Source organism: Chryseobacterium salviniae, from assembly GCF_035819015.1.
Taxonomy (GTDB): domain Bacteria; phylum Bacteroidota; class Bacteroidia; order Flavobacteriales; family Weeksellaceae; genus Chryseobacterium; species Chryseobacterium salviniae.
Map to the genome: position 1 here is coordinate 76,440 of NZ_JAYLAA010000020.1, position 20,054 is coordinate 96,493.

Here is a 20,054-nt window from a genome sequence, read left to right on the forward strand (position 1 = left end):
ATAGTAAGGCTATGAAAAAATTAAGAGCAAATATGGACAGATACTTTGACAAGTTGGACGAACGTTGGCGGGCGTTGCCCTTGCGCAAACAGCACCGATATACGCTGTACTTCTTTGTGGGTTATCTGCTGCTTACCGTAGCGGTCATTGGCAAAGTGATGTACGATACCTCAAAGTCCGGTAACGGTATGGTCATAGAGCATATCGAGAACCCTGTCCTTAAAAGTAAAAATCCTGCAAGGTTGCAGGATAGTGTATCAACAATTTTAAAAAATCAGATTTATGAAAGAAAATGAAAAAAGGGTCAGCTTTCTCGTTGAGGGAGAAGACCAAAACGGAGCATCAAATCTGCCGGATAATAAAAAGAGCAATAAGGATAAGCTCAAAAAGCCAATCATATTCCTTTTGATGGGCGTGGTATTTCTCGGCTGTATGTACCTCATATTTAAACCGTCGAAAGATAAAAAAGCGGTTGAAAATATCGGGTTGAACGATGCTGTACCGCAGGCTACCGGAGCAGGGATGCCCGATGATAAAAGCAAGGCGTATGAGCAGGAAATGCTCGAACGCAAAGAGCAGGAAAAGCGGAATGCGCTAACCACGCTTTCTGATTATTGGAATACTGAAGACAGTGCATCTGCTGACAATGAAGAAAACTTACCTGAAGAAGATGAAGAAAGCAACGGCTTTGGCGGTGGTGGCAGAAATTCGGGACGAAACGGAAATTCTGCATTGAACAGCTACCGTAATGCACAAAGCACACTGGGTTCATTTTATAATAATGACAATGCTGAAACAATGGAACTCCGTAAGCAAGTGGACGAACTGAAAGCAAAGTTGTCGGAAAAAGATGTGCCACCTGTGGCCACCGTTGACGACCAACTCAAATTAATGGAGAAATCCTATGAAATGGCAGCAAAGTATCTTCCCCAAAATGCCAATACCGGAAACGCTGCTCCTGCCATCGGTGCAACTCCTGCTGCTGCGGGTGCTAACCAAAAAGAGCAATTTGTATCGTTCACACCAACAAGAAAGAACATTGTATCAGCCTTGTACCGTGAACCGTCGGACAGTGCCTTTGCAGCCGATTGGAGCCAAACAAAAAACAGGGGGTTCTATACCGCAGGTTCTACTGAAGAGGTGGTACAGCCTAAAAACAGTATCAAAGCCTGTGTACACGAAGCCCAAACGGTAGTTGGCGAAACGGGTGTGCGTTTACGCCTGTTAGAGCCTGCCAAAACCCCGCAACGTACCATCCCCAAAGGAACAATTGTAACGGCTAATGCCAAATTTCAGAATGGCAGGTTACAATTAAAAGTTACTTCGGTAGAACTGGAGGGCAATATCATCCCGGTAGATATTACTATTTATGATTTGGACGGACAGCAAGGTTTATATGTTCCGTATTCGCCTGAAAGAAATGCGGTTACGGACATTGTAGCCAATATGGGCAATGCCACAGGTTCGAGCTTCAGTATGAGTTCTACTCCTGGACAGCAAATTACTTCTGACCTAAGTAAAAGTGCAGTGCAAGGTATTTCGGGCTATTTCGCTAAGAAAGTAAGAACGCCAAAGGTTGCACTCAAAGCAGGCTATCAGGTCTTTCTTGTATCTAAAAAATAATGTTGAACTCAAATAAATAAAACAATGAAAAATCATTTAAAAACCTTTTGGGCTATTGCCCTTATACTCGGCTTTGCTGCACAATCTAATGCACAGGACAGCATCAGAACACCACTTGCATTGGGCAAGATAGAGCCGTACCGTATGGAAGTTACCTACGATAAAACCTCGCACCTGATTTTCCCGACTGCCATTCGTTACGTGGATTTGGGCAGCGAATACCTTATTGCAGGGAAAGCCGAAGATGCGGAAAACGTGTTGCGTGTAAAAGCATCTGTAAGGGACTTTGAGCCGGAAACGAATTTTTCCGTTATTACGAATGACGGACGTTTTTATAGTTTCAACGTGTATTACAGTTCCTACCCGGAGGCAATGAGCTATGACCTGCTCACGATGCAAAAAGCGGTGGATAAAGCCAAAGGTAACGATGTGCTTTTTGAAGAACTGGGCAACAATTCGCCGTCACTGGCAGGCTTGCTTTTGGAAACCATTTACAAGAAAGACAAACGCATTGTAAAGCATATCGGTGCTAAGAGTTTCGGCATTCAGTTTATCCTAAAAGGGATTTACATACATAACGGCAAATACTATTTCCATACTGAATTGAGAAACCGTGCCAATGTTCCTTTCGAGATTGATTTCATCAATTTCAAAGTAGTGGATAAAAAGGTAGCTAAACGCACCGTAGTCCAGGAACGCCCTTTAACTCCTTTGAGAACTTACAAGCCATTGGACGGTATTTCCGGAAAATCGACCGAACAAAATGTGTTCCTGTTAGACCAGTTTACCATTGCCGATGATAAGGTACTGCTGATTGAGATTTTCGAGAAAAACGGTGGCAGGCATCAAACATTGCACGTCGAAAATTCCGATTTAATCAAAGCCCGTTTGATTGACGATATGCACCTGAAATTTTAATAACCCTTTAAAGCAAGAATATGAAAAAGTATATCTATACCGTGCTGTTTGTCCTGATAGGCATCACGGCTGCACAGGCGCAAAGAATGCTGCCGAAGCAGAAAGGATTGGAAATAAGTGCAGGTGTATTGTCCGATGATAAGATTGGCAATGATTACTACATCAGCGCAGCAATGACGGTAAACGGTAAGAATGGTAACTATCAGCTTTGGGCGTTGGAATATACCCACCAGTACCACGGGTATAAAGACCTCCGCATACCGCAGGAAACCTATTCCGCAGAGGGCGGTTACAGCTTCTTTTTGTTGGGCGATGCCCGTAAGAACATCACGCTGAATTTCGCCGTAACAGGTGTGGTCGGTTACGAAACCATCAACCGGGGCGAAACAATGTTGTACGACGGTGCGAAGATATTGAGCGAAGATAATTTTATCTACGGTGCAGGCGGTCGCCTCACTTTTGAAACGTACCTGTCAGACCGTTTTGTATTAGTCCTGCAAGGGCGTACAAAAATCCTTTGGGGTACGGATTTACAACAGTTCCGACCGTCAGCAGGTGTGGGATTAAGGTTTAACTTTTAAAACGTAAAAACGATGATAGCAATATTCAATAAATTCAGAACGGGGCTACTGCCACTATATGTATTCCTGACAATCCTCACAGCTTCGGTTACGTTGGTATCTTGCAGCAAAGATGATGACCTCGAAATACAGAACAATTTTCCTTTCGAGGTCAATGTAATGCCAGTGCCTAAAGATGTTGCAAACGGGCAGACCGTAGAAATACGCATTACCATACAGCGTACAGGCAATTACAGCAATACGCAGTATTTCCTCCGTTACTTTCAATTTGACGGGCAGGGAACATTGCAATACTACAACGAACCGCCGTATCAGCCCAATGACCTGTACCAATTACCAACGGAGCAGTTCAGGCTGTACTACACTTCAACGTCTGCCGTTTCACAGTCTTTTGACGTTTGGATTTCGGACAGCTTCGGGAATGAAAAGCAGATAACTTTTCAGTTTAACAGCAGCGATTAAGAGCAGTATTTCAATTCAAAAAAAAACGGCTTATCTGATTGGTAAGCCGTTTTTAATTTTCAGCCGGGCAGTGTATTTCAAAAGAAATAATTTCTTATCCTTGTAATCTATTTCAGTGTTGAGTAAGGTTTTATTTCCATAAACAATGAAAGAGGCTTGCCTTTTGGGGTAAGCCTCTTTCGCATTTAATTCACATCGTTTACAGGCTGAAACAAATATTTTTCGTAAATTCAAACAGTGGAAATAAAGTGTTTTTGTTATGGTCGCATCATTGGTTATAGGTATCATATTTTTGGTTGCAGGCTTGGGACTTCGTTACTGGATTAACCGCAGGAAGTTTTACAGGCGCAGCCCTATGGGAGCAGAGGGTTTCTCATCTTATGAAAGTTCGGTTTTCATTAAATTGATTGAAAGGGTTGGTAAATGGATAGCTTACGCACTGATTATTTTCGGTCTGTTGTCACTGTGGGTTTATTCCCGTGAGAAAAAGGAAAAACAGCAGCCTGAAGTAAAAACCGAACAATCTCGATAAAAAAACTATTCGCTTTAACTACCTCCACAAGATTTGTGAGCTAACGCAATTAATTTTTATTTAACTTTGTATGGTGAAGTTTATATCTTTAATATTAGCCGCCTATGTATTGCTTTTATCAGCAGTACCGACTTTTATTGAGGATAAATGTATGCAGAAGCATACTACCGAACAAGGACAAAACGGACAGGATGACCAAGATTGTAATAAGGGATGTTGCTCGCCTTTTTTTAGTTGCAACACCTGTACAGGATTTGTTTTAACTACTTTTCATTTCTCTATTGTCCATTCAGTAAAAGAACCGCAACGGAAGTTAGGAAATATGCTGACCCCACCTGTTTCTGATTTTCCATTTTCCATTTGGCGTCCCCCGCAACTTGCTTAATGTATAATGCTTTCAGCACAAATTAATTAAAAAGCGATGTCTTTGCATCGTCATAGCTTATTTATATACATTAAGTATCATTTTTACAATGAAAAAAATACTCATTGTGTCATTTTTTATGGCACTCAACCTTTGTGTATATGCACAAAATACATTAAACATTGTTGTAAAAAACAGTGAAACAAAAGAACCCTTGATTGGTGTAACAACATCTATAAAAGGCACCTCAATTGGAGGAACCTCGAACGAAAAAGGACAGATTATATTATCGAATATTCCTGATGGAATACAGGAGATACATTTTAGCTACGTAGGCTTTGAAGAGTTTATTGAAAAAATAGAATTTCCACTAAAGGATACCAATGTTATTGAAATTCTGCTCAAAGAAAATTCAGAGGAATTAGAGGGTGTTGTAATTACATCTACCCGAAGTACAAGAAGCATACAAAATATTCCTACACGTATTGAGTTTATTGGAAGTGAGGAGTTGGGAGAAAAAGGGAATATGAAACCGGGAGATATTCGTATGCTTTTGGCAGAAAGTACAGGTATTCACGTACAAACTACGTCGCCCACAAGTGCCAATGCGAGTATCCGTATTCAGGGACTTGACGGACGATATACACAAATCCTTAAAGACGGTTTTCCGATTTATTCGGGAGCTTCAAGTGGTTTGGGCTTATTACAAATTCCGCCACTTGATTTAAAGCAGGTTGAAGTTATCAAAGGCTCAACTTCTACACTTTACGGAGGTGGAGCAATAGCAGGATTAGTCAACTTGATTTCCAAAACGCCAACTGATGAAAGAGATTTACGCTTTCATATCAACGGAACATCAGGGAGAGGTTTAGACATTAATGGTTTTTATGGGCAAAAATTCAATAAAATTGGAACAACTATTTTCGCTTCGCACAACAGAAACGGAGCTTATGACCCTGCAAAAATTGGTTTTTCCGCCATTCCAAAGTTTGAACGCTTCGTATTGAACCCTAAATTATTTGTTTACTTCAATGATAAAACGAAACTGAATTTTGGCATCAATACAACCATAGAGAACCGTTTGGGCGGCGATATACTTTACATCAAGGGCAAAGGGGATAATACGCATCAATATTTTGAAGAAAACAAAACACAACGCTATTCCACACAATTTGTTTTTGACCATTTAATTAATGAAAACAGTTCTTTTCAAATCAAAAACAGTGTAAGTTATTTTAAACGCAATACGGCTATTCCCACTTACGAGTTTGAGGGAACGCAAACAGCCACTTTTACGGAAGCTAATTATACTTACAGCAAAGAAAAGTCAGAATGGGTAACAGGCGTTAATATTTGGACGGACAATTTTAAAGAAAAGCAGATTACAGTATTTCCGTTAAGAGATTATAGCCAAACCACATTTGGGGCTTTCGTCCAAAATAATTTTAAAGCTACGGATTGGCTTCAATTGGAAGCAGGTTTAAGAACGGATTATGTTATAGATTATGGGGCTGTATTCTTGCCAAGAGTATCGGCGCTATTCCATATTGCAAACGGATTAACATCAAGGATTGGCGGCGGATTTGGATATAAAACACCCACTATCTTTACCGAAGAAAGCGAACGCTTACAATATCAAAACGTAATGCCAATTAACAATAAAACCAATAAACTGGAAAAAAGTTATGGTGGAAATGCAGATATAAATTACCGCACTAATATTGGCGATGGTTGGTCATTCAGTATCAATCAATTATTCTTTTATACCTATTTGAATAATCCTCTATTACTTGAAAATCCATCAGCTAATCTCTATCAATTTGTAAACTCTACTGGTTACATCCATACAAAAGGAACAGAAACCAATATCAAAATCGGTTACGATGATGTGAAATTATTTTTAGGGTACACTTATACAGATGCACAGTTACACCAAAATGCAACAACTACCGAAAGCCCGTTAACCCCAAAACACCGTATTAACTCGGTTTTAATGTATGAAATCGAAGACAAATGGAAAGTTGGTTTAGAAGCCTACTATTTCAGCCCGCAAAAGCTGAACGATGGAACAACAGGAAAAGACTATTGGACTTGTGGATTTATGGCTGAAAAGATTTGGGAAAGGTTTTCGTTATATGTCAATTTTGAAAATTTCCTTGATACAAGGCAGACACGTTTTGGCAACATTTATACAGGTACAATTAGTAATCCTATATTTAAAGACATTTATGCACCATTGGACGGATTTGTCATTAATGGCGGAATAAAATTTAGACTTTAAGAAGATGAATAAAACCATATTCAATATAACTAAAATGGATTGCCCAAGTGAGGAGCAATTAATCCGTATGAAATTGCAGGATTTCGATATGGTAAAGTCATTGGAATTTGATATTCCCAGTAGAAAACTAAATGTTTACCATAGTGGAAAACCAGAGCCGATTTTTTCGGCTTTGGAAACATTAAACCTGAATACGTCATTGATTTCAACTGAAGAAAGCAATGCAGTTCTTGAAACAGATACAAGCAATGACCAACGGAAACTACTTTGGACTGTACTGATTATCAATTTCGTTTTCTTTGGATTGGAAATGTTGTTCGGTATTTTTTCCAATTCAATGGGATTGATAGCAGACAGCTTGGATATGCTTGCAGACAGTATTGTTTACGCTTTGGCATTGTTTGCTGTTGGGGGTACGATTGCAAGAAAAAACAATATCGCCAAATTTGCAGGTTACTTTCAAATTCTGTTAGCCGTTATCGGTTTTGTTGAAGTTATCAGACGTTTTATCGGAATAGAAGCGATGCCTGATTTCAAAACAATGATTGTTGTTTCTGTTTTGGCGTTGATTGCAAACGTACTTTGTCTTTATCTATTACAAAAGAACAAAAGCAAAGAAGCCCATATGCAGGCTTCGATGATTTTCACTTCCAACGATGTTATAATCAATTCGGGTGTTATCATTGCGGGATTATTGGTCAATTGGCTCAATTCGAGTTATCCGGATTTGATTATTGGGGCAATTGTATTCGTGATTGTGGCAAGAGGTGCATATAGAATACTGAAGTTGGCAAAATAAAATAGCAGCAAATCATAGCCCCGAAATTCGGGGCTTTTTTTGTACCAAATCTTACTACTAACGCCAAACGCTGCCTTTCAAAGCCAAATCCTGCAACATTCTCCAACGCTGCAATAAGCCTTTATAAATTCGACTTCCACAGCAAAATTGAGCAAACTATGGAAGTAATCACAATACAAAAGTCCGTACTGGAGGGAATGAAAAATGAGCTGAAAGCACTTTTGGAACTGACCGAAAATGCTACGAAAAAATACACGCCAATTTTCAAAGAAGAAAAATGGCTCGATAACCAGGAAGTGTGTCTGATGATGAACATTACCAAGCGGACTTTGCAGACGTATAAGGACAAAGGACTATTGCCCTATTCCCGACTGAACCGTAAGAATTATTATAAACGCTCGGATGTACAGGCTTTGCTCGAAGCCGGACAGCCGTACAATACCGTTGAAAATGGATTTATTCGAGAATGACGAAATCATTGCCCATCAGGAAATGATAACGCTGCTAAGAACCCGTATCGAAAGTATATTGAAAAATTACCGTCCTGTAATGAACGGGGAAATATACCTGTCGGGCGAAGATGTGTGTAAGCTGCTCCATATCAGCAAACGAACTTTACAGCAATACCGTGATGACAATATCCTGCCGTATATACAGATAGGCGGTAAGATTATTTATAAGGAAAGCGATATTCTGACAATACTTGAACAGAATTATATTTCACAAAAAACAGTTTGACTGTAATCTTTTTTGTACTATATGCAGTCAAAAAGGCACGAGTTTAGTATCTTTGTTGTCGAAAATATAGAAAATACTTAAAGTGTTTTTGCTTTAAGTCCCACATTGAAAACTGGTAATTTTTAGACAACGGGACAGATAAGTAAGAACGCTCACGTCAAAAGGCGTGGGCGCTCGCTTATTCGTTGTCGGGCATACCAGTGCCTCAATGTGCGGTAAGTGTAGTTGCCTGCGCTCTTTTTTTGTGCCAGGCATCCACAACCTAAAACATTAAGGCTATGGAGAATGAGCATATTTTTTACCCCGAATTTGACTATCCTGCATCCCATCTATCTGCATTCACTCTCTGCATTGATGTTTTTATCGTATCTCTTAAAAACGGGGAAATTGTTCGTTTCAAGCCTCACGAAATAGCACACTTTAAAGAATGGCTTAATCATTTTAAGGTCAGGGACATTACGGTTAATAATGGCTTACCTCACGTTGACAGAACATCTGATTTATCTAAGTCTAAATACGGATTTTTCAATTTTATCAAAAGAAGAAAATGGGTAAAGAAAAAATAATTAAGATAGGAATGATAGACGACCACGACTTACTTAGGAAAGGTATCTGCGATTTTATACGGGACGACGATAATTTTGAAATCGTATTTGAAGCGGAAAACGGCAAATTAGCACTGAAAAAAATGGAGCAAATTGAAGTTATTCCCGATATAATGGTTGTTGATATAAATATGCCTGTAATGAATGGTTTTGAAACTGCTAAAGCATTGCTTGAAAAATATCCGCAAACCAAAATCTTGGCTTTTAGTATTAACGATGATGTGCAGGATGTGGTTAAAATGCTTAATAGCGGGGCAAAAGGGTATATCCTGAAAGGCGCAGACCCCGAAGAACTCAAAAAAGCCATCACGGTACTAAACGACGGAGGGCGTTATTTCAGTGCAGGTGTAGCTGAAGTAGCAAAAGAATATTACAAACAGTTTCCGCAATAGCAGGTTTCTTTGTTACTTTCTTTTCCGCTGAACTCACGAAAGAAAGTAATCACTCTAATCTAATTATGGGATAACGAATATCCCACGCAATAACGCTGCAACCTGTTTGGTAAAATGAAAAGGATTTGTAAGGGTGCATTTTGCTAAAGGGGATTGCACCAATTTAAAGCAAAAAGACTGCCCGACCATCGGGAGGATCTGTCTTTTTGCCGCCCGACTTTTCGGGTCAGGCGGCTTGTATTAGTTAATCGTTTTTAAATACTCGTAGTATCTTTCCGTTATATCCTTTCCTTTCCTGAAAGTGTCATTGGTATAACTGTAATGCTCTTCAAAAAACTTAACTTCTTTAGTGGTAAGGTCTATTAAATAGCGGTAATATGCGTTTATCCGCCTTTCATCCATCGTGCAATACTCTTTAAGCATTAAGAGTTCTTGCTCGCTGTTATCAAGGGATAACAAGGGCAAAAAAAGCCTTTCAACGATATAGCCCTGTTCGGGTGCGCTGCTGCTGTCGGCAACGCATACAAGGGATTTACCGTTACTCAATTTGATGTGAAGATTTGAACGTGTCATAATTTGAAATTTGATTTTTCTGATTAAGCAATTAATTGGGTTAATAAAAATTCTTCCATCCAAAATTCTTCGCTCGTATGCTTCCCGTATGCTGTATAGTAGCCTGTACCGTTTGCCCTTAATACAAGCCTGTAACAGTCCAGTCGGTTTTCAGGTACGGTAAACGTTTCCTGCTCTTGCTCGTCAAGCTCCACAAATATCCATTCATTACCGTTTAGCAATTCTTCAATATTCGGGTTGTCGTTTTCGCCTGTCCTATAAAAATCTACTGCTGTATCATAGTAATTCATTGAGCAGAAATAGTGATTGCCCTCTAACGGCTTAACTAATGCAAGCCGTTTTGCCTGTTCTGTTTTCCATTCTTCGGATAGGTGGATAATTGCAAACTCGCAATTATCCCATTCGCTGTTGGCTTTAACCAAAATATGTGCTGTCGCTTTATCTGATAGTTTCATCGTTCTAAATTTTAATGGTGTTTAATTGATTTTCGCTTTTACGCTCTAACAAAGTGTCGAGTATTTCCCATTCGCTGTCGTACTCTGTTCCCTCAAAATGGTAGGTGTCCGTTTCCTCGTCTAATTCATAGCTGTCAAAGTCCTGGCTATCTAAACAGGTATCCGTTAGTATTCCTTCTTCAAATATTGCCTGACCATATACTAAGCATCCTAATTCCTCATAGTCCTGTGTGAAATTCACTTTGAAATGTTCGGCTATCTGCTTAACGGCATCCGTATTTGGCGACCATTTTGTTTCATACTGGAATACACCCGCACTTTCATTGTCCTGACTGATATTGTAGAAATAATCTCCGTGCGTGTCCTGTACGAAATGGGGTAAATGCCCGCAGTTGTCTTTCTGTTCCTGTTCAGCCATTGATTTGAATAGCTGTGTTATCTGCTCTATTGCTTCGGCTGTTCCCTCAAAAACAACCCAGTTGTTGCACCAATTAGCCATAATTATTTATCGTTTAAGGTTATCTGTAAAAATTTGTCGTTCCCGAAAAGCAGGTGTATCGCCTGTTTTAATTGCGGGTCGCATTGTGCATCCTCTGTATATTCAATCAGGCAGTGGATAGCGAAAATTGAATTGTGTCCGTCAAAAAAATGGTCTGTAAACCAGTTCGGGCGTTTCCAAAGTGGTTCATTCTTGTCTATGCCTTTTTGTGCATTCTGCACAAGCCTGTACCAAAATTCAGCGGTAAAAAATCCCTTTTGATACCAACCCTCACGAAAGGCGGTTTCATTTTGCAGGAAGTAGTCGCATTGCGTTTTTATAGCGTTTTGCAGGTTCTCCAGTTCTGCGGGAAACAATTTGCACAACAAGCCCGCTTTATCGAGGTTGTCCATTTTATCTAATGCTTTCATATCTTTTGTTTTTAGTAGGCGACCACCTTTGCAGGCAGTCGCCTTTGATGATTAATTGAAGTTGAAAATCTCTGCTCCTGAATAGGCAAAGTCTGTACACAGTTCAAAGGCTTTTTGTGTCTTTAGCTGTGCTGTACCGCCCATTACAATAGATTGTAGTTTGGCTTCGCCATCCCTGTAATTGCGTACATTCTGAAAGTAACCTGTAACAGCATTGTAAGCCCCGAATAATGTGCCTTTGGTAGTTGCCATTTGTTGGGTGTCGCTTATCATAGCGTATTCAAAGGCATCATCTACGGTGTTTTTAAACACGGTGGAAACTTCATCTTCCGCACCTTTTTTGAGCAGGTTAAGCGTTTCTTTGTTCGGGCAAAGTGCCAACTGGATTAGCTTTCTTACTTCTCGGTCTGTTACCCTTACTTTAGCCCAATCGTTAAAGATGTTCTCTAACTGCGTGCTTAGTGTGTTGGCAAGCCCCATAACCTTGTGAGCATTTTCGAGGCGTTGTTTTGCTCCTGACGTGTGTTTGATACGCACTACATTGGTCATACTCCGCAATGATGCGTTCAGGGTGTTTTGACATACGATACGGATAGGTGTAAACGCTGCGGTAATACTTCCACTACCGTCGTGGCTTGTGGTTAAGAAGATGTACTTTTCTGTAACATCGTCGCCGTTACCTACACGGATATAGTCGGGCAGCTTGGCAGTAATAAAAATACGCTCCCCGTTACCCAATGCTCCTGCGGTTTCGTACAATATTCCCTCGCCTCCGCCTACAATAGCATCAAAGAAATTGAACGCCTCACGGTTTTGTACAATATGGTAGTCTTTGCCTACTACACCCAACGGTGTATTGGTGTCGGTGCGGAGGGTGGCGAAACTGTTAGGTACTAAGATGTCATTGGCTTCAATCAGTTCTCCGTTTTCGCCTATGCTCATTGTTCTGCCCTGTGTAAACAGTGGGGATTTGATAACCTCGTAATCTAAACCTGCGTGTACTATTGCTTCCTCGCTTGTTGGGTATTGCTCTACGATTTGCCCCAAACCGTGCCACGCTTTTTGTTGAACGCTAAAGAATGAATGACGTCCTGTTTGCTCGTTGAAATTGATGTTGTGTGCCATAATGCTAAAATTTTGATGTTTGAAAAAATGTTATTTACTCACTCGCTTTTCTCGTTTCCCGCTTCCCGTTGTGGTTTGCTCCGCTTCGCTTCGCATAAATTTTTCCAAAAGAAAAACCGGAAAAAAGAAAGCAGATAATCCAAGCGGGCAACAGCGTAAAACCGAAAGGAAACGGAATAAGTCCCGGAGGGTGGCAAGGCAACACACAGCAATTCGGCGAAGCCAGCATTTTGCCTTGCCATTATGCCGTAGTCTTTTGGTTGGGCGTGTGAGGTGGCTGCCCGCTATAACTTAGCTGCCTTTTTACCGGTTGATTGTGGAAATTTTCTGTCCTAAATTTTTATGGCATTAATGACCAGGCTATGATAGCCTGTAATAGGGATTTGAAAAATGGAATAGCAGGGAGCGTTAGATAAGGGTTTCGTTTTTCAATTTTCTATTTCTGAAGTAGGTAATAAGCTCTTTTACAGCGTTGGATTGCGTAGAGGAAAATAAATGTGCTTTACCTACACAAAAAGATAGGCATAAAAAAAGCAGAACCGTTAAGTTCTGCTCATTGAGATTAGATAAAAGCTGATTAGATTGCCATCATAAACGCTTCTTCCATTGCCTTGAATTTAGGGGTAACTAAATCCATATCCTTACTGATTTTTTGGCTTGTGATTTTAGCGTAAATCTGTGTGGTGGAAATATTTTTATGCCCCATCATTTTGCTAAGACTTTCAAGCGGTACGCCCTCGGTCAAAAACATTGTTCCGAAAGTATGCCTTGCCGTGTGAAAAGTTACTTTTTGCTCCGTAATGATTTCTGCCTTTTCAACCAGTTTGCCTATGTGAGTATTGCAGGTTGCATTGGTCGGAACCGGAAAGATAAATTCATTCCTTGTCGTACCCTGATATTTCTCAATGATACGTTTAGGGATTTCCATTAACCGAACATTTGAAGCAATATCTGATTTCTTTCTCCTGCTGATAATCCACTGATGACCGTCAAAGAATGATTGAATGTTGTTCCTTGTCAGTTTCTTAATATCCGCATAAGCAAGTCCTGTAAAGCAACTGAAAATAAACAGGTCTTTTACAAGTTCATACCGTTGGTGCGATGGTACGCACATCATCAGCTTTTCAACATCTTCTTTAAGGATATAGCCCCGGTCGGTTTCTTCCATATTGATTTCGTAATCCTGAAAAGGATTATCACGTATCAAGCCTTTTTTAATAGCCAGTTCCACAAGGGCTAATACAGGCATCGTGTACACCCAAACTGTATTGTGGGAGGACTGCAAATCATACCGGAGGTAAAAATCAAACTCCCGGATAAAATCGGAAGTCAATTCCCGAAAAGCCATATCGTCACGATGATAGCGTTCCTTTATAAACGTGGTAAGATGATTGTAAACTGTGATATACTTGTTGTAGGTGCTTTGTGAGCGTTCTTCCTTTTCGACCAATTTTTTAAAATCCTCATTTTGGTCGTTGAAGACTTTAAGTATTGCATCATCCATTACGCCAACACCCAAAAACGATAGCTTTACTTTTTGGGCGGTTGCAAAGCCCTCGTGCTTCAACATATCTTCATAAATCTTGTCGATACGCCCACGTATATTATCCAGTTTTTTATTGATACTTAATGCCTGCGCACTCTTGCCCTGAACTCTTCCGTGTTTTAAATCCCAATTATTGGGGTCAATTTCTAACTTTGTTCCGAAAGTTTTAGGGGTTCCGTCAATGGTAATACGTGCCATAATCGGAGCATTACCGTTCTTTTTCAATTCGTTCTTTTTTAGGTAGAAAAGCAGTTTGAACGTCGATTTTTTTGTCTGTTCCATAACTCAAATGTTTAACGTTTAAAATTAAATTACATTGAGTTACAAGGGAATGTAAAAAGAGGTGCAAAAGACTGAAATATAATCGGTTAAGCTATATAGTTACCTTTATCAATCGGTAACGAATTAGTAACCTAACCTTGTCATTTTAAGCCCAAAACCTATCAGACACCGACTTCCGAACTAAGACTACTATTTTTATAAAGCCTTGTATAGCAATGGTTTTAACCGTTTTGCTTATTTTTGCTTTTTACTAATCTTTTTTAGTGAAAAGCATAAAGCCAGCGTTCAGGAAGTAGTTTCGGAAGTAAGAGTAATGACAAAAAGATACATTATCGGCCTTTGCATTCAGGTAATTATTGTTTCGATCCTTACGACGATCCTGCTTACTATTTTAGGAGTAAAATATGCCATTCTGCTTGGAGTTCTTACCGGTTTGCTGAATGTGATTCCCTATATCGGCATTTTCATTTCGCTTCTTATTTCCTGTTTTATTGCGTTTGCTACCAATACACCCTCCACATGCATTTATGTTGCGATTGGATACGTCATTGTACATGCCATAGATGGAAATATCGTACTCCCTTTTGTGGTGGGATCAAAAGTAAAAATTAATGCGCTGTTCTCTTTCATAGGAATTCTGGTGGGAGAGCATCTTTGGGGAATTGCAGGGATGTTTCTCTGTATTCCGGCTATCGCTATTATTAAAATTATTTTTGAAAGGGTTGAAGGACTTCAGCCTTGGGGAAAACTACTCGGTGAAGAAGAAAAGCCGGATAAGAAAAAGAAGAAATATAAAATTACCAAAAAAATAACTTTAGAAGAGATGGATTAAGCTCAATTAATCAACAATTTTTTACTATAAATATAAAAGCCCTCATTTCTGAAGGCTTTTTTTTATGCTTGAATTGCACAAAGAGGATTTCTTCCGTTAGGGCAAAGCTCATCGCAGGGAATGTACGTCTGATTGTCCGGACAGTATCCGATATCGGTACTATTTCCTCCTTTAATAGTTTTCAATGTGTTTCGGTTTAATTTCTGAAGATTTTTCATAATAAGATTTTAGTTTGTTTGTCATACAAATATATAAAACCAGACAATACGGAACCAAAATATTTCCCAATAAAGAGAGTTTTAAAATTAACAGCTTTTTAATCAACGAATTATAATTTTATTTAACTTTAATAAAAAATTAATATTTATGAAAGCCGTAAAATTTATCCTGTCTCTTCTTTTCGGATTAATGTTTATTAATGCCGGATTAAACAAATTCTTAAATTACATGCCAATGGATAAGCCAACCCCGGAGCAAATGAAAGTTTTCAGTGCTTTTAGTGAGCTTTCATGGCTGATGCCTCTTGTGGGAGCGGTTGAAGTTATTGGCGGGCTGCTGTTTATCTTTCCAAAAACAAGAGCATTGGGAGCCATTGTCATTCTGCCGGTAATGGTAGGAATTGTAGCGCATGTCTTTACGCTGGATAAATCTGATATGGGAATGGCAATTGCCGGAGTAATGTTTGTTATCAACCTTTGGATGATTATTGATAATAGAGAAAAATATAAGCATCTCGTAAGCTGAAAAGATGAATGGCCAATTGTCAATTTGCGGTGCTTGTCAATTTTAAAATTCACTTGCGAGCAAATTCACAATTGACCATTGACCATTGACTTTACACAAATGCACTAAATCCCGTGATTGATCTCCCGACAATCAAGGAATTGATTTCTTTTGTTCCTTCATAGGAATAAATAGCTTCTGCGTCTGCGACAAATCTGGCGACATCATATTCCAATAAAATTCCGTTTCCACCCATTACTTCTCTGGCTCTTGATACAATGTCTCTCGTTCTCATAGTACAGAAAACTTTTGCGAGAGAAGCGTGCTCATCTTTTAAAATTCCTTCATCCTGCATTTCGGAAAGCCTGAAAACCATTGTCTGCATCGCCGTAAGATTGGAAAGCATTTCTACTAAATGTCCCTGAATCATTTGAAAAGAAGCAATCGGTTTACCGAACTGTTCTCTTTTTCGGGTATAATCCAATGCGCTTTCGTAGGCTCCTCTTGCACAGCCTGTCGCCATCCAGGCCACCCCTGCTCTTGTCATCTGCAAAACTTTTGCGGTATCTTTAAAAGAATTGGCATTTTGTAGTCTGTTTTCTTCAGTAATAAGGCAGTCTTTTAGGGTAATCAATCCATTTTGAACGATTCTCAAAGCCATTTTTCCCTTTATTTTCTCTACGGAATATCCGGGATTGTCTTTTTCAACAATAAATCCTTTTACTTCCCCATCATCAAGATCTCTTGCCCAGATGATAATAACATCGGCAAACGTTGCATTCCCGATCCACTTTTTCTGTCCGTTCAGGATCCATCCTTCCGGTGTTTTTTTACAAGTCACGGTTAAACCTCCTGCTGCTCCTGAACCGACTTCAGGTTCTGTTAAGCCAAACGCTCCGATTTTTTCAAATTTCTGCATCTGTGGAAGCCATTTTTGTTTTTGTTCTTCAGATCCGCAGATGTAAATCGATCCCATAGAAAGGCCGGACTGTACTCCAAAAAAAGTCGCAATGGAAGCATCAACCCGTGCCATTTCCATAGCCAGAACGCCTTCCATGAGAAAAGGCAATCCGGGACAGCCATATCCTTCATAGGTAACGCCGCAGATATTCAGCTTTTGGAATTTGGGAATTAATTCGTGTGGAAATTCATCCCTCAGCCAGTAATGATTAACCAAAGGCCTTACTTCTTTTTCCATGAATTCCCTTACTTTACGCTGAATTTCTCTCTGCTCCGGACTCAATGTATGATAGATATCGTAAAAATCACCGTCAATTGCGGGAAGGTCTTTTTTCTTCCTGTTTGGATCCAGCATTTTCATCATTCCTGAAAGCTGTTTATCATCCAGCTTGGAGAAGTTTTCCATCAGCTTGGGAAGGTTTACTTTTTGAGAAATAGCACTTAGCTGATCAAAGTCTATCGATCTGAATAATTCTATGGCGTTTCTGATTTTGGAAAAAGTATTTGACATAATAATTCTTTGTGTGTTTGACATGTAAATGATAAGCAAAAATTAATCCGAAAATGAGGTACCTAAAACCTAATTATTTTACAAACACCTGATTTTTAAATCATTAAAAAAAAATTTCTTTTTTACAAATTGTTTACCGCCGATTTCCAACTGTTACAAAAGATTCAGCCTGAACTTTGGATTAAGCAAAAACATTAAAAATCAATATTATGAAAACAACGTACATCAGATTATCATTGGCAGCCGCATTATTACTGGGAATATATTCCTGCAAAAAGGGAGAAGTTGCATCAAGCGATATGGAAGCGTATGCCAATGCAGACACTGTAGCAATTGCTTCAGACAGCATCTCTTCCGTTGCCACCATGAAAGTAAAAGATAAGCAGTTTATTAAGACCGCCGATGTAAACATGGAGGTAAATGACGTTTATGAAACCACGATCTCCATTGAAAAATCCGTGCAGGAACTTGGAGGTTTTGTAACAAAGAGCAGCCTTCAGAGCAACGTCGTTTCGGAAGACACCTACAATACATCGGATGAAAATGCTGTTTTGATAAAGAAATACCAGACCGAAAACAGGATGCAGCTGAGAGTTCCCACCGAAAAGCTCGGTGAGCTGCTTACCAAAATCAATGATAAAAAATTATTTCTTAATTCAAGGATCATCAATGCGGAAGATGTAACAGCAAGCATCAAATACGCACAGCTTGAAAGCAAAAGAATTGAAAAGAACAGCAAAAATATTTCGGAGCTGAAATCGAATAAGGATAAAGTGGAACTTGACAACCAGAATATGGCCGAAGGCAACCAACAGCAATTAGCCAATATGGATGTAACCGATAATCTGAAATACAGCACGATAGATGTTTATATAAAAGAACCAAAAATCAGGGTTGCTGAAATTGCCATTACCAATACAAAAAGCATCGACGATAAATATAAGTTTGATTTTATTTACAGTGCAAAATCTGCCTTTGTGGAAGGATACTATTTAATTCAGAAAATTGTTGTGGGGTTAATTACCATCTGGCCAATCTTATTAATAGGAGCCGCAGTTTTCTATTTTGCAAGAAAAAGAAAGCCCGTGAAAAAGCATCCGAATACAGAAGCATAAGCCATCCTAACCTTCGGGTTATCTCTATATTTTAAAATTTTACAATCTTTACCATTAAGATCATTTAAGTTGTTAAGAATTATTAAGAAACATATTCACTTTAGCAAATTCTTAATGTTTTTTACATCTAAATGATCTTAATTTCTAAAAATAATATTCCGGGTTAATCGGAGGTTGTTTTTAAAATTCCCTCTTTAAAATTTCAGGTTTTGTTGTATGGAGATGAAGGATCAGTTCGCCGAATAAAGTATTGGCCCAGGCAAACCACGACCTTGTAAAATCTTTAGGATTATCAACATCAAATGATTCGTGGATAAATCCAGTTCCGGCATGAGTCGCTTTCAGCATTTTTAAACAGGAGATAATTTCTTCATCGTTATCCGTTGTTAAAGCCTGCATAATCAACCCCAAAGGCCAAATTTTGTGTTCCCCAATGTGCGGCCCGCCGATTCCTCTGGCAAATTTGCCCTCACTGAACCACGGATTTGATTTACTTAAAGAAAACTTTCGGGTGTTTTTGTACACTTCATCCTCTTGAGATCGGTATCCCAAATAAGGGATGGACAGTAAATTCGGAACATTCGCATCGTCCATAAACAAAGCATTTCCGAAACCGTCAATTTCCAGTGCATAAATTTTTCCGGCTTCCGGATGATTTAAAACAGCATATTTTTGGATAGCCTCATCCACTTCTTGGGCTAAATTTCTAAATTGCTCCGAAGAATTTTCATCATTCAAAATTTTAGAAAAAATTTCCGCAGTTTCCTTCAAAGAAACGACTGCAAACATATTGGAAGAAATTAAAAACGGATAAAAAGTAGCATCGTCTGAAGGCCGGAACAAAGAATGAATAAGCCCTACTTTATTGGTTGGATTTCCGTATCCGCCGCCAAATTGGGTATCTAAAGGATTACCATTCGATCGCTGGAATCTGTACGATCCTTTTGAATCCTTTCTTTGCTGCTCTTTAAAAGTCTGCAAAATAAGAAGCATTGCTTTTTTCCAGTCTGCATCAAATATTGAATAATCGCCTGTCTTTTCCCAGTAGTTGTAAGACAAACGCATGACATAACATAAAGAATCAATTTCCCATTTTCTTTCGTGAATTCCGGGTTTCATCTGGGTGGAATCATCTTTCCATTCGCTGATTTTGGTTGCATCATTAAAAAAAGCATTGGCATACGGATCAAGAAGCACACATTCCACCTGTTTATTGATAACCCCTTTTAAAAGATTTTTTAATTTTTCATCTTCATTAGCAAGATTCAAATACGGATACACCTGCGCCGAAGAATCCCGGAGCCACATCGCGTCAATATCTCCCGTGATCACGTATGTGTAAGGCTTATTATTTTTATGATAAAATTTTACCGTTGTGTCTAATGTATTAGGAAAACAGTTTTCAAACATCCATGCCAATTCTTTATCGGCGATTGTTTTTTTAACGGTTTTAATGGTTCTCTCAACTGCTTCTGAAGTAAATTTCCGTTGGGAAATTCCTGGACGTTTTGAAATATACTCCTCTTTATAAATAAATTTTGCAGAAGCCGGCAAAGCAAAAAAGCCAAATCCTAATGATGATTTTTTGATAAAATTTCTTCGGGTTGTCATTCAAGATAATTTGAACTAAAAATACTGATTTTAAGATTAGTCCCAGCCTACCATCTGATTTTTAATTATCCAATACCACCATTGAACTAAATTCCGTAAATTTGCAAATCAATAATT

Annotated in this window: 24 protein-coding genes; 15 read left to right on the forward strand and 9 right to left on the reverse strand. The window is 39.0% G+C overall.

Annotated elements, in window-relative coordinates:
- Positions 1-11 precede the first annotated feature (11 nt).
- The 12 genes from SOP96_RS05885 to SOP96_RS05940 all read left to right on the forward strand — a co-directional run bounded on the left by SOP96_RS05885 (position 12) and on the right by SOP96_RS05940 (position 9,295).
- A complete protein-coding gene (locus tag SOP96_RS05885) occupies positions 12-296 on the forward strand; it encodes a hypothetical protein (protein ID WP_013632614.1) in 285 nt (94 codons plus the stop codon).
- On the forward strand, positions 283-1,623 hold the full coding sequence (gene traM / locus SOP96_RS05890) for a conjugative transposon protein TraM (RefSeq protein WP_013632613.1): 1,341 nt from the start codon (positions 283-285) through the stop codon (positions 1,621-1,623). The genes SOP96_RS05885 and traM overlap by 14 nt, the downstream gene beginning before the upstream one ends.
- A gap of 24 nt (positions 1,624-1,647) precedes the next feature.
- Positions 1,648-2,541 (forward strand): conjugative transposon protein TraN, encoded by an 894-nt coding sequence (gene traN, locus SOP96_RS05895; RefSeq protein WP_066436433.1) that lies wholly within the window; start codon positions 1,648-1,650, stop codon positions 2,539-2,541.
- A gap of 20 nt (positions 2,542-2,561) precedes the next feature.
- Positions 2,562-3,122 carry a conjugal transfer protein TraO gene (locus SOP96_RS05900; protein WP_013632611.1) on the forward strand — a complete coding sequence of 187 codons (561 nt, stop codon included), beginning with the start codon at positions 2,562-2,564 and terminating at the stop codon, positions 3,120-3,122.
- Positions 3,123-3,134: 12 nt separating this feature from the next.
- Complete coding sequence (locus SOP96_RS05905; RefSeq protein WP_013632610.1) at positions 3,135-3,584, forward strand: DUF3872 domain-containing protein; 450 nt, start codon at positions 3,135-3,137, stop codon at positions 3,582-3,584.
- A gap of 259 nt (positions 3,585-3,843) precedes the next feature.
- Positions 3,844-4,116: a molybdenum ABC transporter permease gene (locus SOP96_RS05910; protein WP_066436434.1), complete on the forward strand. Its 273-nt coding sequence runs from the start codon at positions 3,844-3,846 to the stop codon at positions 4,114-4,116.
- Positions 4,117-4,589: 473 nt separating this feature from the next.
- Entirely contained in the window at positions 4,590-6,761 is a 2,172-nt protein-coding gene (locus SOP96_RS05915) for a TonB-dependent receptor (protein ID WP_326320086.1), read from the forward strand.
- 4 nt (positions 6,762-6,765) lie between these two features.
- Positions 6,766-7,560, forward strand: a complete 795-nt coding sequence (locus SOP96_RS05920) for a cation transporter (RefSeq protein ID WP_013632606.1) — start codon at positions 6,766-6,768, stop codon at positions 7,558-7,560.
- Positions 7,561-7,718: 158 nt separating this feature from the next.
- On the forward strand, positions 7,719-8,030 hold the full coding sequence (locus SOP96_RS05925; RefSeq protein WP_066436440.1) for a helix-turn-helix domain-containing protein: 312 nt from the start codon (positions 7,719-7,721) through the stop codon (positions 8,028-8,030).
- Between the two features lie 22 nt (positions 8,031-8,052).
- Positions 8,053-8,298: a helix-turn-helix domain-containing protein gene (locus SOP96_RS05930; RefSeq protein WP_430807834.1), complete on the forward strand. Its 246-nt coding sequence runs from the start codon at positions 8,053-8,055 to the stop codon at positions 8,296-8,298.
- A 278-nt stretch (positions 8,299-8,576) separates the two neighbouring features.
- Positions 8,577-8,864 carry a hypothetical protein gene (locus SOP96_RS05935; protein WP_091520313.1) on the forward strand — a complete coding sequence of 96 codons (288 nt, stop codon included), beginning with the start codon at positions 8,577-8,579 and terminating at the stop codon, positions 8,862-8,864.
- Entirely contained in the window at positions 8,846-9,295 is a 450-nt protein-coding gene (locus tag SOP96_RS05940) for a response regulator (RefSeq protein ID WP_066436445.1), read from the forward strand. The genes SOP96_RS05935 and SOP96_RS05940 overlap by 19 nt, the downstream gene beginning before the upstream one ends.
- Before the next feature lie 240 nt (positions 9,296-9,535).
- Here SOP96_RS05940 and SOP96_RS05945 read toward each other — a convergent pair whose 3' ends face one another.
- From SOP96_RS05945 to SOP96_RS05970, 6 genes are all read right to left on the reverse strand, one after another.
- Positions 9,536-9,868, reverse strand: coding sequence for a penicillin-binding protein (locus tag SOP96_RS05945; protein ID WP_066436448.1), 333 nt, complete (start codon positions 9,866-9,868; stop codon positions 9,536-9,538).
- Between the two features lie 23 nt (positions 9,869-9,891).
- Positions 9,892-10,323: a hypothetical protein gene (locus tag SOP96_RS05950; RefSeq protein ID WP_326320087.1), complete on the reverse strand. Its 432-nt coding sequence runs from the start codon at positions 10,321-10,323 to the stop codon at positions 9,892-9,894.
- A gap of 4 nt (positions 10,324-10,327) precedes the next feature.
- On the reverse strand, positions 10,328-10,822 hold the full coding sequence (locus SOP96_RS05955; RefSeq protein WP_066436455.1) for a DUF1281 family ferredoxin-like fold protein: 495 nt from the start codon (positions 10,820-10,822) through the stop codon (positions 10,328-10,330).
- Positions 10,823-10,824: 2 nt separating this feature from the next.
- The gene (locus tag SOP96_RS05960; RefSeq protein WP_066436456.1) at positions 10,825-11,232 is read right to left on the reverse strand and encodes a hypothetical protein; all 408 of its coding nucleotides are present in this window, start codon (positions 11,230-11,232) and stop codon (positions 10,825-10,827) included.
- A gap of 51 nt (positions 11,233-11,283) precedes the next feature.
- A complete protein-coding gene (locus SOP96_RS05965; RefSeq protein WP_066436458.1) occupies positions 11,284-12,357 on the reverse strand; it encodes a DUF932 domain-containing protein in 1,074 nt (357 codons plus the stop codon).
- Between the two features lie 577 nt (positions 12,358-12,934).
- A complete protein-coding gene (locus SOP96_RS05970) occupies positions 12,935-14,185 on the reverse strand; it encodes a site-specific integrase (protein WP_066436467.1) in 1,251 nt (416 codons plus the stop codon).
- A 205-nt stretch (positions 14,186-14,390) separates the two neighbouring features.
- On the opposite strand from SOP96_RS05970, the gene SOP96_RS05975 reads away from it, so the two are divergent.
- Positions 14,391-15,017 carry an AI-2E family transporter gene (locus SOP96_RS05975; RefSeq protein ID WP_326320088.1) on the forward strand — a complete coding sequence of 209 codons (627 nt, stop codon included), beginning with the start codon at positions 14,391-14,393 and terminating at the stop codon, positions 15,015-15,017.
- Positions 15,018-15,079: 62 nt separating this feature from the next.
- Here SOP96_RS05975 and SOP96_RS05980 read toward each other — a convergent pair whose 3' ends face one another.
- Positions 15,080-15,235 carry a bacteriocin-like protein gene (locus SOP96_RS05980; protein ID WP_326320089.1) on the reverse strand — a complete coding sequence of 52 codons (156 nt, stop codon included), beginning with the start codon at positions 15,233-15,235 and terminating at the stop codon, positions 15,080-15,082.
- Positions 15,236-15,383: 148 nt separating this feature from the next.
- Between SOP96_RS05980 and SOP96_RS05985 the strand changes: the two genes are divergently transcribed.
- Positions 15,384-15,761 carry a MauE/DoxX family redox-associated membrane protein gene (locus SOP96_RS05985; protein ID WP_326320090.1) on the forward strand — a complete coding sequence of 126 codons (378 nt, stop codon included), beginning with the start codon at positions 15,384-15,386 and terminating at the stop codon, positions 15,759-15,761.
- Positions 15,762-15,852: 91 nt separating this feature from the next.
- Here the strand turns inward: SOP96_RS05985 and SOP96_RS05990 are convergent, their stop codons facing one another.
- Entirely contained in the window at positions 15,853-17,211 is a 1,359-nt protein-coding gene (locus SOP96_RS05990) for an acyl-CoA dehydrogenase family protein (protein WP_326320091.1), read from the reverse strand.
- 209 nt (positions 17,212-17,420) lie between these two features.
- On the opposite strand from SOP96_RS05990, the gene SOP96_RS05995 reads away from it, so the two are divergent.
- On the forward strand, positions 17,421-18,326 hold the full coding sequence (locus tag SOP96_RS05995; RefSeq protein ID WP_326320092.1) for a DUF4349 domain-containing protein: 906 nt from the start codon (positions 17,421-17,423) through the stop codon (positions 18,324-18,326).
- A gap of 180 nt (positions 18,327-18,506) precedes the next feature.
- On the opposite strand, the gene SOP96_RS06000 is transcribed toward SOP96_RS05995, so the two are convergent.
- Positions 18,507-19,937 carry a glycoside hydrolase family 125 protein gene (locus SOP96_RS06000; RefSeq protein ID WP_326320093.1) on the reverse strand — a complete coding sequence of 477 codons (1,431 nt, stop codon included), beginning with the start codon at positions 19,935-19,937 and terminating at the stop codon, positions 18,507-18,509.
- Positions 19,938-20,054 lie beyond the last annotated feature (117 nt).

Coding starts and splice junctions, on each gene's coding strand:
- SOP96_RS05885 (WP_013632614.1), top strand. CDS start 12: ATGAAAAAATTAAGAGCAAATATGGACAGATACTTTGACAAGTTGGAC.
- traM (WP_013632613.1), top strand. CDS start 283: ATGAAAGAAAATGAAAAAAGGGTCAGCTTTCTCGTTGAGGGAGAAGAC.
- traN (WP_066436433.1), top strand. CDS start 1,648: ATGAAAAATCATTTAAAAACCTTTTGGGCTATTGCCCTTATACTCGGC.
- SOP96_RS05900 (WP_013632611.1), top strand. CDS start 2,562: ATGAAAAAGTATATCTATACCGTGCTGTTTGTCCTGATAGGCATCACG.
- SOP96_RS05905 (WP_013632610.1), top strand. CDS start 3,135: ATGATAGCAATATTCAATAAATTCAGAACGGGGCTACTGCCACTATAT.
- SOP96_RS05910 (WP_066436434.1), top strand. CDS start 3,844: ATGGTCGCATCATTGGTTATAGGTATCATATTTTTGGTTGCAGGCTTG.
- SOP96_RS05915 (WP_326320086.1), top strand. CDS start 4,590: ATGAAAAAAATACTCATTGTGTCATTTTTTATGGCACTCAACCTTTGT.
- SOP96_RS05920 (WP_013632606.1), top strand. CDS start 6,766: ATGAATAAAACCATATTCAATATAACTAAAATGGATTGCCCAAGTGAG.
- SOP96_RS05925 (WP_066436440.1), top strand. CDS start 7,719: ATGGAAGTAATCACAATACAAAAGTCCGTACTGGAGGGAATGAAAAAT.
- SOP96_RS05930 (WP_430807834.1), top strand. CDS start 8,053: ATGATAACGCTGCTAAGAACCCGTATCGAAAGTATATTGAAAAATTAC.
- SOP96_RS05935 (WP_091520313.1), top strand. CDS start 8,577: ATGGAGAATGAGCATATTTTTTACCCCGAATTTGACTATCCTGCATCC.
- SOP96_RS05940 (WP_066436445.1), top strand. CDS start 8,846: ATGGGTAAAGAAAAAATAATTAAGATAGGAATGATAGACGACCACGAC.
- SOP96_RS05945 (WP_066436448.1), bottom strand. CDS start 9,868: ATGACACGTTCAAATCTTCACATCAAATTGAGTAACGGTAAATCCCTT.
- SOP96_RS05950 (WP_326320087.1), bottom strand. CDS start 10,323: ATGAAACTATCAGATAAAGCGACAGCACATATTTTGGTTAAAGCCAAC.
- SOP96_RS05955 (WP_066436455.1), bottom strand. CDS start 10,822: ATGGCTAATTGGTGCAACAACTGGGTTGTTTTTGAGGGAACAGCCGAA.
- SOP96_RS05960 (WP_066436456.1), bottom strand. CDS start 11,232: ATGAAAGCATTAGATAAAATGGACAACCTCGATAAAGCGGGCTTGTTG.
- SOP96_RS05965 (WP_066436458.1), bottom strand. CDS start 12,357: ATGGCACACAACATCAATTTCAACGAGCAAACAGGACGTCATTCATTC.
- SOP96_RS05970 (WP_066436467.1), bottom strand. CDS start 14,185: ATGGAACAGACAAAAAAATCGACGTTCAAACTGCTTTTCTACCTAAAA.
- SOP96_RS05980 (WP_326320089.1), bottom strand. CDS start 15,235: ATGAAAAATCTTCAGAAATTAAACCGAAACACATTGAAAACTATTAAA.
- SOP96_RS05985 (WP_326320090.1), top strand. CDS start 15,384: ATGAAAGCCGTAAAATTTATCCTGTCTCTTCTTTTCGGATTAATGTTT.
- SOP96_RS05990 (WP_326320091.1), bottom strand. CDS start 17,211: ATGTCAAATACTTTTTCCAAAATCAGAAACGCCATAGAATTATTCAGA.
- SOP96_RS05995 (WP_326320092.1), top strand. CDS start 17,421: ATGAAAACAACGTACATCAGATTATCATTGGCAGCCGCATTATTACTG.
- SOP96_RS06000 (WP_326320093.1), bottom strand. CDS start 19,937: ATGACAACCCGAAGAAATTTTATCAAAAAATCATCATTAGGATTTGGC.